The organism is Streptomyces sp. NBC_00878 (assembly GCF_026341515.1).
Classification (GTDB): Bacteria; Actinomycetota; Actinomycetes; order Streptomycetales; family Streptomycetaceae; genus Streptomyces.
In genome coordinates, this window is record NZ_JAPEOK010000001.1 from 4319058 (window position 1) to 4330590 (window position 11533).

An 11533-nucleotide genomic window follows, 5' to 3' on the forward strand; every position below is an offset into this window, starting at 1 on the left:
GGGGCCGGTTCCGCCCCTGTTCCCAAGGGAGGACCGGCCCGTGATGCCCTCGTTATGCTCCTTCACGCAGCCTTCACGCGTCGTCTGCGAGCTCCAGCCACCGCATCTCCAACTCCTCGCGCTCGGTGGCCAGTTCACGCAGGTCCGAGTCCAGTTTCGCCACTTTCCCGAAGTCCGTGGCATTGTCGGCGATTTGGGTGTGGAGTCTGCTCTCCTTCTCGGAGATCTTGTCCAACTGCCGCTCGATCTTCTGGAGTTCCTTCTTCGCGGCGCGGGCGTCTGCTGCCGACGCCCCGGGCTTCTCGGCCGACTGGACGGGCACGGGGGCCGAGGCCGCCGCGGCCTCCTCCATCTTGTGCCGCCGCTCCAGGTACTCGTCGATCCCGCGCGGCAGCATCCGCAGGGTCGCGTCGCCGAGGAGCGCGAACACCCGGTCCGTCGTGCGCTCGATGAAGAACCGGTCGTGGGAGATCACGACCATCGAGCCGGGCCAGCCGTCGAGGACGTCCTCCAACTGCGTGAGGGTCTCGATGTCGAGGTCGTTCGTCGGCTCGTCGAGGAAGAGGACGTTGGGCTCGTCCATCAGCAGCCGCAGCAGCTGGAGGCGGCGGCGCTCACCGCCGCTGAGATCCCCGACCGGCGTCCACTGCTTCTCCTTGTTGAAGCCGAAGGTCTCGCAGAGCTGGCCCGCGGTCATCTCACGGCCCTTGCCGAGGTCGACGCGATCGCGCACCGCCTGGACGGCCTGCAACACCCGCAGGGCCGGGTCGAGTTCGGCGACCTCCTGGGAGAGGTAGGCGAGCTTGACGGTCTTGCCGGTGACGATCCGGCCGGCGACGGGCTGCGTCTCGCCCTCGGAACGGGCGGCGTCTCTCATGGCCCGCAGCAGCGAGGTCTTGCCCGCGCCGTTCACCCCGACGAGACCGATCCGGTCGCCCGGTCCGAGCTGCCAGGTCAGGTGCTTGAGGAGCACCTTGGGCCCGGCCTGCACGGTGACGTCCTTCAGGTCGAAGACCGTCTTGCCGAGCCGGGTCGAGGCGAACTTCATCAGCTCGCTGCTGTCCCGGGGCGGCGGCACGTCCGCGATCAGCTCGTTGGCGGCCTCGACGCGGAAGCGCGGCTTGGACGTACGGGCCGGGGCGCCCCGCCGCAGCCAGGCCAGCTCCTTCCTGACCAGGTTCTGCCGCTTGACCTCCTCGGTGGCGGCGATGCGCTCCCGCTCGGCCCGCGCGAAGACGTAGTCGGTGTAGCCGCCCTCGTACTCGTACACGTCGCCCTTCTGCACGTCCCACATGCGGGTGCAGACCTGGTCCAGGAACCAGCGGTCGTGGGTGACGCAGACGAGGGCGGACCGGCGCCGGCTCAGATGCTGGGCGAGCCAGGAGATCCCTTCCACGTCCAGGTGGTTGGTGGGCTCGTCGAGGATGACCAGGTCCTGCTCCTCGATGAGCAGCTTGGCCAGCGCGATCCGCCGCCGCTCACCGCCGGAGAGCGGTCCGATCACGGTGTCGAGCCCCTGCGGGAAGCCTGGCAGGTCGAGCCCGCCGAAGAGTCCGGTGAGTACGTCCCTGATCTTGGCGTTGCCCGCCCACTCGTGGTCGGCCATGTCCCGGATGACCTCGTGGCGGACGGTGGCCTCGGGGTCGAGGGAGTCGTGCTGGGTGAGCACGCCGAGGTGGAGGCCGCCCGAGTGCGTGACGCGCCCGGTGTCGGCCTCCTCCAGCTTGGCGAGCATCCGGATCAGCGTGGTCTTGCCGTCGCCGTTGCGGCCGACCACCCCGATCCGGTCGCCCTCGGACACGCCGAGGGAGACTCCGTCGAGCAGCGCACGGGTTCCGTACACCTTGCTGACTGCCTCGACATTGACCAGATTGACGGCCATCGCACTCCTGACAAGGGGGATCGATCGACCTTCCAGGGTAGTCGCCCGTGAGGGTGATCCTTCCGCCCGTCCAGGGGCACGGCTCCGCCGGGTGGGCGCGCCCAGCCCCCACGCACCCGCAGGTGGGACTCAATCCCTCCGTACCCCTCCGCGCGAAGCGCCTACCGCCCCTGCTGGGGCGGTATCAGCGCGGAGGCGGGCGCCAGGGACCTACCCCCCGCCCCGGACTCCGCGAGGGCCCGATCATGCACAGGCATGTCGTCCCGCACGAGGTTCTCCGGAATCAGCACGGCCGCCGTCACTCCCCCGCTCACCGAGGCCCGCAGCTCCACACTCAGCCCCTGCCGCTCGGCCAGCCGGTTCACCACGAACAGCCCGATCTGCTTGGCGTCCAGCAGGTCGACCTTCTCGGACCGGAGCTTGCGGTTGGCGTCGGCCATCGCGTCCTCGTTCATACCGAAGCCGCTGTCCTCGACCTCGATCAGCAGCCCGTCACGCACCCGGGCGGCCCGCAGCTGCACCGTGGTGCTGGGCGGCGAGAAGGCGGAGGCGTTCTCGACGAGCTCGGCGAGCAGATGGATCACGTCGGCGACCGAGCCGCCCGCGATGGAGACGCGGGGCGCGGCCCAGATCTGTACCCGCGAGGCGTTCTCGATCTCGGCGACGGCGGCGCGCAACACGTCCAGCAGCGGGATCGGGTCGCGCCAGCCGCGGCCGGGCGCGATGCCGGACAGGATGAGCAGGCTCTCGGAGTGCCGCCGCATCCGGGTGGCGAGGTAGTCGATCCGGTACAGGTCCTGGAGCTCGGCCTGATCGCGCTGCCGCTGCTCCATCGTGTCGAGCAGGTCGAGCTGGCGGTGCAGCAGAACCTGGCTGCGGCGCGCGATGCTGACGTACACGCCGGAGATGCCACTGAGGAGTTCGGCGCGTTCCGAGGCGGCCTTGAGGGCGGCCCGCTGGACGGCGGTGAGTGCGGTGCCGACCTGCGCGAGCTCGTCGCCGACCAGCCGCCGCATCGGTGCCTCGACGTCGATGTCGACGCCCTGCCCGGCGTGCAGCCGCCGCATGGCCTGCGGCAGTCGGCGTCCGGCCACTTCGAGGGCGGAGTTGCGCAGATCGAGGAGTTCGACGATGAATCCGCGCCCGACGAGTACGGAGACGAGCAGCGAGAGCAGCACGCCGACGAGGCCCAGGACGACGGCGACGCCGGAGGCCCCGAGCGTGTCCCAGCCGAAGGCGTTCGCCTGGGAGACGGCGGCCGTTCCGGCGCTCGTCTCGGCGTCGTTCAGCCCTTCGAGGACGGCGTCCGAGGAGCCGTCCCACTGCTTGAGGAAGCCCGCCGCCACGGCCGAGGCACCGGGACCGGCGCTGCGCACCCGGTTCTCGACGGCTTGCAGGTTCTCGTAACTCCCGCTTCCCAGAACGCCCTTGTACGCGTCCCGGTGGCCGGGCTTGAGGTCGGCGACGGCGGGCGCGAGCAGTTGGCGCTGGGTGGCGACGGCGCCGACGAACAGCGCGTACTGGTCCTTGGTGAGCGTTCCGGCGGCCCGGCCGGCGGCGAGGATCGCCTGTTCCTGGGCCAGTGCCTCGCGAGCGCGGGCGAGTTCGAGCACGACCCGGGCCTCGGAGGCGGCGCCCGCGCGGTCCTCGCCGGTGAGCGCGCCGGAGACGGCGAAGGCGTGCTCGACCATCGTGGAGTACGCCGTGTGGAGGTCCATGGTCTTCGCGCCGTCGCCGTAGACCTCGGCGCGCAGCGCGACCAGACCTTCCGCGTCGGCCTCCAGGCGGTCGATGCGCCCCGGCAGCGAGGAGTTGAGCAGTCCGGCGTCGGCGCTGCTGGCGTTGGCGCCGTCGAGGAGCTTCTTGGCGGCGGCGTCGGTCTTCCGGGTGACGGCGCGCAGTTCGACGCGGTCGCCCTTGCCGGGGGTGGCCGCGAACCGCAGGGCGGCGGTCCGCTCGGCCTGCAGGGCGGTGACGAACCCGTCGACGGGTTCGAGGAGTTCGGAGTTGACCTCCTTGGCCCGCTCGGTGGCGCCGATGCTGGAGGCGGTGGTCACCGCGGCGAAGCCCCACAGGGCCATCAGCGACACGATGGGAAGCATGAGCAGGGAGACGATCTTGGCTCTGACCGACCTGGGTCGCAGCCGGTCGGGCGTGCGTCGGACACGCATGGGGCACCTCGTTCAGGGAGGGGTAGGACGTACGGCGGCCGTCTGAGGGGGCGTTACGGTCGCCCGCCGCCGACAGGCCGTCTCAGGTGGTGACTTGGGCGGTGACTCAGGCGGCGGCTCAGGCGGTGGAAAGCTCCACCTGGCGCAGGAGTTCGGCGGCCACGGCGGACTCGGCGCGCTTGCCGGTCGGGGAGAGCGCGACATACGCGGCGGCCAGGAAGAGGAAGGAGCCGAGGAGGACGGCGAGGGGGAAGATGAACTCCGTGGCGGTGGCGCCCGCCAGGGCCGCGCTGCTCGGCGCGAGGCTGATGCTCACGGCGTACATCGCGGTGTAGTGCATGCTGCTGACCGCGAGGCCCATCACGAGGGCGGCGGCGGTGGCGACGACCGGGCCGCGTACGACGAGGCTGAGCGTGAGCGCGGCGGTCGCGGCGACGACGGCGATCGCGACCGAGGCGATGACCAGGGTCGGGTCGTACCGGACCGTGCCGTGCAGATTGAGCGCCGCCATGCCGATGTAGTGCATGGCCGCGACGCCGAGTCCGGTGCCGAGTCCGCCGAGCAGCACGGCGCGTACGCGGGACCGGCCGTAGCCGGCGGTGCACACGCCCGCGCCGACGACGAGTACGGCGACGACCAGGCTGAGCACGGTCAGCGGGACGTCGTAGCGGATCGGCGTGCCGTCGACGCCGAAGCCGAGCATCGCGACGAAGTGCATGGTCCAGATGCCGGAACCGATGGCGACCGAGGCAAGCAGCAGCCAGTTCCGCTTGGAGGCACCGTCCGCCTCAAGTGCCCTGACGGTGCACCGCAGTCCGAGTGCCGCGCCGACGCAGGCCATCGCATAGGACAGGACGGGAGTGACCCATCCGGCGCTGAAGTGGTCCATGTGACCCATGGGGAAGCCCCTCTCGCCCGCCGCACGGCCTGACCGTACGCACGGAAGTACCGCCGGTAACAAGACACCGGAGGTGGCTGATAATGCCAGCCCAAGGCGATCGGCAGACCGGGGCGAAAGGGGCCAGGCCGGGAGATAGACGAGAATTAATTCCGGTGACCTAGATAACACTTGACCTGCATTTACATGCAGACGACCAGGCCAAACGGAATCTACCGAGGACGTCCACAGACCCCACACACGCGGGGTCGAACCCGTTGAGTCCCCGTTTCCCAAGGCACCTTTCAAGCCACCGGATTCGACACACGACTCTCACACCACGACAGCCCCCGGCACGGGCCCGGCGGCCACGCGCGCGGCGCGACAAGTCCCGGAAACGACAAGCACGTCCGCCACCTTCACCGCGGCCTCCGCGTCACGGACGAGGAACGCGGTCGTCGGCCCCGACCCGGACACCAGCGCGGCCAGCGCCCCCGCGGCCGTCCCCGCCTCCAACGTCCGGGCCAGCGACGGCCGGAGAGACAACGCGGCGGCCTGGAGGTCGTTGGAGAGGGCGCCCGCGAGCGCCGCGGCGTCCCCCTTCGCCAGCGCCCCGAGCAGCGCGTCGGAAGCAACCGGCTCGGGCACCTCCACCCCTTCGCCCAGCCGGTCGAACTCCCCGTACACGGCCGGCGTCGACAGCCCGCCGTCGGCGACGGCGAAGACCCAGTGGAAGGTCCCGCCGACCTCCAGCACGCGCAGCTTCTCCCCCCGCCCGGTCCCGAGCGCCGCACCGCCGACCAGGCTGAACGGCACGTCGCTGCCCAACTCGGCGCAGATGTCGAGGAGTTCGTCGCGCGAGGCCCCCGTACCCCAGAGAGCGTCGCACGCGAGCAGCGCGCCCGCGCCGTCGGCGGACCCGCCCGCCATGCCCCCGGCGACGGGAATGTCCTTGGCGATGTGGATGTGCACGCGGGCCTCGCGCCCCGTCCTCGCGGCGAGCTTCTCCACCGCGCGGGCCGCCAGGTTCGTACGGTCCAGGGGGACTTGGGCGGCGTCGGGCCCCTCGCAGGTCACCCGGAGGGTGTCCGCCGGGCGCACGGTGACCTCGTCGTACAGGCCGACCGCGAGGAAGACGTTGGCCAGGTCGTGGAACCCGTCGGGGCGGGCGCCGCCCACCGCGAGCTGCACATTGACCTTGGCGGGTACCCGTACCGTCACGCTCGTCGCACTCACTGCTTGCTCTCCGCGATCCGTGCGAACTCTTCCACCGTCAGGGACTCGCCGCGTGCCTGGGGCGAGACGCCCGCCGCGACGAGGGCGGCCTCGGCGGCGGGGGCCGAACCCGCCCAGCCGGCGAGCGCGGCCCGCAGGGTCTTGCGGCGCTGGGCGAAGGCCGCGTCCACGACGGCGAAGACCTCGCGCCTGGAGGCGGTCGTCTTCACCGGCTCCTCGCGCCGCACCAGCGATACGAGCCCGCTGTCGACGTTGGGCGCGGGCCAGAAGACGGTGCGGCCGATGGAACCGGCCCGCCTGACGTCGGCGTACCAGTTCGCCTTCACGGACGGCACGCCGTAGACCTTCGAGCCGGGCGGGGCGGCCAGCCGGTCGGCGACCTCCGCCTGCACCATCACGAGGGTGCGCTCGATGGTGGGGAAGGTGTCGAGCATGTGCAGGAGTACGGGGACGGCGACGTTGTAGGGAAGGTTCGCGACGAGGGCGGTGGGGGCGGGGCCGGGGAGTCCGGTCACCTGCATGGCGTCGGAGTGGACGAGTGCGAAGCGCTCGGCGCGGGACGGCATGCGGGCGGTGATCGTCGCCGGGAGCGCGCCCGCGAGGGCGTCGTCGATCTCGACGGCGACGACGCGGTCGGCGGCCTCCAGCAGGGCGAGGGTCAGGGAGCCGAGTCCCGGGCCGACCTCGACGACCACGTCCTCGGGGCGGACGCCGGCGGTCCGCACGATCCGGCGCACGGTGTTGGCGTCGATGACGAAGTTCTGGCCGCGCTGCTTGGTGGGCCGTACGCCGAGGGCCTCCGCGAGCTCGCGGACATCGGCGGGGCCCAGGAGGGCGTCGGGGGTGGGGCTGCTCACGCCCCAAGGGTACGGGTGGCATGGGGCGGGGATTTTCGCCGGAGGGGCTGAGATGCCTCAGGGCCGAGACACCCAAGGGGCGCGGGGCTGTTTCCCTATGCGGCTCCGCCGCGATGGGGGTCCCCCCGCTCATGGGGGTCCCCCCGCTCATGGGGGTCCCCCCGCTCGAGCGAAGCCGAGAGTGGGGGAGAAGCCGAGAGTGGGGGAGAAGCCGAGAGTGGGGGAGCGCTCAGCCACAACGAACCCGCACCCTCAGCCATGCAGCCGCCCCCCACAATGCGGCCAGGGACTCGCCCCCCGCCGCACATACAGCTTCTTCGCGCGGAGCGTCTGCTCGGCCGCGGGCGCGTCCTGCGGGCGTCCCGCGCCACCGAGCCCCCGCCAGGTCAGGGTGTCGAACTGGTAGAGCCCCCCGTACGTGCCGGAGGAATCAACCGCCCCCGGCCGCCCACGCGACTCACAGTGGGCCAGCCCCTGCCAGTTCAGGCTGTCCGCCCCCTGCACGGACGTCGGCAACGGCCTCGTCCCCACCTTCACCACCTGCGTCCGCGGCACCTGCACCACCTCGGACCGGAGCCGCCGCGGCCGCTCCTTCACCCCGTTGACCGTACGGAGCGCGTACGTGACCCGCCGCAGCCCCGGCCGCCCCGGCCGCTCGACGACCTCGGTCCCCCGGAACAACCCCGGATCCTCGGTCCGCCACACGTCGAAGGCGATCGGCTCCTCGCGGACCTCCTGCCCCTCGGTGATCCGCATGACCATCACCGTCTGCCCGTCCCGTGGAAAGCTCCCGGACGGCACGGACAGGGTGTCCTCCCCGCGCAGCGTGATCCCGGCGTCCGCCACGACCTCGCGGACGGTCGCCGCGTTCGTCCGGACCGTCCGCGCCCGCCCGTCCGCCATGACCGTCACGGTCCGCTCGGTACGGACGTCGAGCGCGAGCCCTTCCCGCCCGATCCGCCGGGAGCGCGGAACCGAGACGTACGCGCCCTCCGCACGCACCCCGAGCTCCCGCAGCGCGCCGTCCACCGTACGGGCCGTGGTCCACACCCTGCTCCGCTGCCCGTCGAGGGTGAGGCGCACGGGCCGCCCGTACCGCACGGCCACCTCGTCCCCGCTGGTCAGAGCAGCCCCGGGGCCGGGCGCGACGATGTCGTGGGCGCCCACCTCGACGCCCTCGTCGGCGAGCAGTTCGGTGACGTCGTCGGCGAAGGTGTGCAGCGTGCGCGGCTTCCCGTCGACGTTCAGCTCGATCGCCTTGTCGTCGGCGACGAACGCGGTGGTGCCGCCCGCGAGGAACGCCACGACCAGCGCCTGCGGCAGCAGCCTGCGCACGTCGGGCCGCTCGGCGCTCCGCCGCCGCCGGGCGGCCCGCCGGGCTTCGACACGGCCGCCGGGGCGCGGCGTCTCCAGCGTGGGCGGAACCTGCCGGGGAAGCGTCGGCCCCTCCGGCCCAGGCCGGCCCTCGTCCACGGCCGCACTCTCATATGCCGGTTCCACGTACGCCGGTTCCCCGCACGCCGGGTCCACGTACGCCGGGTCCACGTACGCCGGGTCCTCGCACGCCGGGTCCCCGTACGCCGGGTCCCCGTACGCCGGGTCCCCGTACGCCGGGTCCTCGCACGCCGGGTTCGCATACGCCGGGTCCTCGTACGCCGGCCGATACGTGTCCGCGTATCCGTATCCGTATCCGTATCCGCTTCCGTGCCCGTACGGTTCGGGGGTCTCGTACATCGGGCCATACGTCTCGTACTGCGAACTGCTCACGACGACACGCTCCAGGAGACACTCCAGGGATCCGGATCGGGCCCGAGGAACTTAGCCGAGCGGCCGTCACTCTCCAAAGCATCGCAACTACGCGGTGTCGCGGGGTGTCCCCCGGCCGGACCATCCTGAGCGGGCCGGCCGTTACGGCTCAGAAATCGAACGCGCGGGCCGTGTTCGCCGAGATCGCCGTCGCCAGCGCGTCCTCGTCCAGGCCCCGCACCGCGGCCATGGCGCGGACCGTGACCGGAATGAGATACGGGGCGTTAGGCCGTCCGCGGTACGGCACGGGGGTCAGGAAGGGCGCGTCGGTCTCGACGAGGACCAGTTCGAGCGGGGCCACGGCGAGAGCGTCGCGCAACGGCTGGGCGTTCTTGAAGGTCATGTTCCCGGCGAACGACATGTAGTAGCCGGCGCCGGCGCAGATCTCCGCCATGGCGGCGTCACCGGAGTAGCAGTGGAAGACGGTCCGCTCGGGGGCGCCCTCCTCCTTCAGGACCCGCAACACGTCGGCGTGGGCGTCCCGGTCATGGATGACCAGCGCCTTGCCGTGCCGCTTGGCGATCTCGATATGGGCGCGGAAGGACCTCTCCTGGGCGGACTTTCCCTCGGGCCCGGTGCGGAAGTAGTCGAGGCCGGTCTCGCCGACGCCCTTGACCTGCGGAAGGGCCGCGAGCCGGTCGATCTCGGCGAGCGCCTCGTCCAGCGCGTCGTCGCCACCGGCCACTCGCGCGCCCTGCCGGGACCAGCCGTCGGGGTCGCCGTGCACGATCCGCGGGGCCTCGTTCGGGTGCAGCGCGACGGTCGCGTGGACGGCCTCGTGGTCCAGGGCCGTCTGGGCGGCCCAGCGCGAGCCCTTCACGTCGCAGCCGACCTGCACGACCGTCGTCACACCGACCGACGCGGCCTTCGCGAGACCCTCCGCGACCGTGCCGGACTGCATGTCGAGGTGGGTGTGCGAGTCGGCGACCGGCACCCGGAGCGGATCCGGCAGGGGCGGGGCTTCGGCGTTGGAAGGCATGTCCCGATCCTACGAAGGGGGTCCGGTGCGGTTGCGGGAAGGGCGGACGCCGGGCCCCACCTCACACGGGAGACGGGGGAGGCCGCTGAACATGAGGCCCGGCGCCGGGAGGGGCGACCGGAGGATCACCCCGCCTTGCGGTGGTGGAACGGGTGGAGCAGATCGGAGAGGTGCCAGTGGTGACGCTCGTCGCCCGCCGGCGACTCCGGAGCCTGGGTGGCCGGGTCCCGGGCGTCCTCGGATGTCCGCGGCCGTACGGGTGTCGGCCGGCGCATCGAGTTCTGCGCCGAGGAGACCTGTCCGGGGCGCATGATGCGTACGACATGGCCGTCGCAGTTGAGGCAGGTGGGCCGGCTCAGCGGCGACGGGACGACCCGGCCGTCGGCCACGTACATGACGAACTCGGTGCCCTCGGCGTCGAGGTGGTGCTCTATCTCGTACGACTGCTCCCAGCCGTGCCCGCAGCGCATGCAGGCGAAGGAATACGACTCGTGAACGATGCCGGTCGCCGTGGTGCGGTGGTCAGGTTCGCCGGTGATCTGCCCGGTCTGACCTGCGATCTCAGTCATTGCCAGCTCCTCTAGTCCGCTGGACCAGGACGGGTGCGTCCGTTAACCAGTGGACGCTTCCGGCGGCCGATACGCACCAGACCTGTCGAGTGTTGGAGCCGTCTTGGCCTTTCCTTGTCGGAGGCCCCTCAGAACACGGTCCGAGCTTTGCTTTTCGCGATCGTCCTTTGCCCGCTCATGGGGTCGGGGGCGACTGTCCGCTCATGGGTTCGAGAGCATCGCGTCACGCGGTCGGGGGCGCCGCGTTCTTGTTCATGTTCATGCACTCGGGGGCGCCGCGTTCTTGTTCATGTTCATGTTCATGCACTCGGGGGCGCCGCGTTCTTCGCCGCGACGACCGCGTCGAAGACCTCGCGCTTGGGCAGGCCCGCGTCCGCGGCGACGGCGGCGATCGCCTCCTTGCGCCGCTCCCCTGCCTCCTCGCGCACCCGCACCCTGCGCACCAGTTCCTCGGCGTCGAGCGACTCGACGGTCTCCGGGGCACCCTCCACGACGACGGTGATCTCGCCGCGCACCCCTTCGGCGGCCCAGGCGGCGAGTTCGCCCAGCGGCCCGCGCTTGACCTCCTCGTACGTCTTGGTCAGTTCGCGGCAGACGGCGGCCCGCCGCTGCGTGCCGAACACCTCGGCCATCGCGGCGAGTGTGTCGTCGAGGCGGTGCGGCGCCTCGAAGTACACGAGTGTGCGCCGCTCGCCCGCGACCTCCCGCAGTCGCGACAGCCGCTCGCCTGCCTTCCTCGGCAGGAATCCCTCGAAGCAGAACCGGTCGACGGGCAGCCCGGACAGCGCGAGCGCGGTGAGCACCGCGGAGGGCCCCGGGACGGCCGTGACCTTGATGTCCTTCGCGACGGCGGCGGCGACCAGCCGGTACCCCGGGTCGGACACGGACGGCATCCCGGCGTCCGTCACGAGCAGCACGCGCGCCCCGCCCACCAGCGCCTCGACGAGTTCGGGCGTACGCGCCGACTCGTTGCCCTCGAAGTACGACACGACGCGCCCGGACGGCTGTACGTCCAGCGCCTGCGTCAGCCGCCTCAGGCGCCGCGTGTCCTCGGCGGCGATGACGTCGGCGCCCGCCAACTCCGCCGTCAGCCGGGGCGGCGCGTCCGCGATGTCCCCGATGGGCGTGCCTGCGAGTACAAGGGTTCCTGTCACGG

The 11533-nt window shown here is 71.8% G+C and carries 9 protein-coding genes; all 9 read right to left on the reverse strand.

Going from position 1 to position 11533, the window contains the following annotated elements; all coding sequences use genetic code 11:
* Positions 1–73: 73 nt before the first annotated feature.
* Entirely contained in the window at positions 74–1882 is a 1809-nt protein-coding gene (locus OHA11_RS17990; RefSeq protein WP_266497472.1) for an ABC-F family ATP-binding cassette domain-containing protein, read from the reverse strand.
* A 161-nt stretch (positions 1883–2043) separates the two neighbouring features.
* Positions 2044–4053: a nitrate- and nitrite sensing domain-containing protein gene (locus tag OHA11_RS17995; protein ID WP_266497474.1), complete on the reverse strand. Its 2010-nt coding sequence runs from the start codon at positions 4051–4053 to the stop codon at positions 2044–2046.
* Positions 4054–4171: 118 nt separating this feature from the next.
* Entirely contained in the window at positions 4172–4951 is a 780-nt protein-coding gene (locus OHA11_RS18000; protein WP_266497475.1) for an MHYT domain-containing protein, read from the reverse strand.
* 312 nt (positions 4952–5263) lie between these two features.
* Entirely contained in the window at positions 5264–6166 is a 903-nt protein-coding gene (locus OHA11_RS18005; RefSeq protein WP_266497477.1) for a 4-(cytidine 5'-diphospho)-2-C-methyl-D-erythritol kinase, read from the reverse strand.
* On the reverse strand, positions 6163–7023 hold the full coding sequence (gene rsmA, locus OHA11_RS18010) for a 16S rRNA (adenine(1518)-N(6)/adenine(1519)-N(6))-dimethyltransferase RsmA (protein ID WP_266497478.1): 861 nt from the start codon (positions 7021–7023) through the stop codon (positions 6163–6165). Before rsmA ends, OHA11_RS18005 begins: the two co-directional genes overlap by 4 nt.
* A 252-nt stretch (positions 7024–7275) precedes the next feature.
* Complete coding sequence (locus OHA11_RS18015) at positions 7276–8790, reverse strand: ubiquitin-like domain-containing protein (protein WP_266497479.1); 1515 nt, start codon at positions 8788–8790, stop codon at positions 7276–7278.
* A 148-nt stretch (positions 8791–8938) separates the two neighbouring features.
* A complete protein-coding gene (locus OHA11_RS18020) occupies positions 8939–9808 on the reverse strand; it encodes a TatD family hydrolase (RefSeq protein WP_266497481.1) in 870 nt (289 codons plus the stop codon).
* A 125-nt stretch (positions 9809–9933) separates the two neighbouring features.
* On the reverse strand, positions 9934–10377 hold the full coding sequence (locus OHA11_RS18025; protein ID WP_266497482.1) for a hypothetical protein: 444 nt from the start codon (positions 10375–10377) through the stop codon (positions 9934–9936).
* Positions 10378–10676: 299 nt separating this feature from the next.
* Positions 10677–11531 (reverse strand): 16S rRNA (cytidine(1402)-2'-O)-methyltransferase, encoded by an 855-nt coding sequence (gene rsmI / locus OHA11_RS18030; RefSeq protein WP_266497484.1) that lies wholly within the window; start codon positions 11529–11531, stop codon positions 10677–10679.
* Between the last annotated feature and the right edge of the window lie 2 nt (positions 11532–11533).

Bases quoted from the DNA above. Each gene is read 5' to 3' on its own strand.
- OHA11_RS17990 (WP_266497472.1), bottom strand. From the start codon at position 1,882: ATGGCCGTCAATCTGGTCAATGTCGAGGCAGTCAGCAAGGTGTACGGA.
- OHA11_RS18020 (WP_266497481.1), bottom strand. From the start codon at position 9,808: ATGCCTTCCAACGCCGAAGCCCCGCCCCTGCCGGATCCGCTCCGGGTG.
- OHA11_RS17995 (WP_266497474.1), bottom strand. From the start codon at position 4,053: ATGCGTGTCCGACGCACGCCCGACCGGCTGCGACCCAGGTCGGTCAGA.
- OHA11_RS18025 (WP_266497482.1), bottom strand. From the start codon at position 10,377: ATGACTGAGATCGCAGGTCAGACCGGGCAGATCACCGGCGAACCTGAC.
- OHA11_RS18000 (WP_266497475.1), bottom strand. From the start codon at position 4,951: ATGGGTCACATGGACCACTTCAGCGCCGGATGGGTCACTCCCGTCCTG.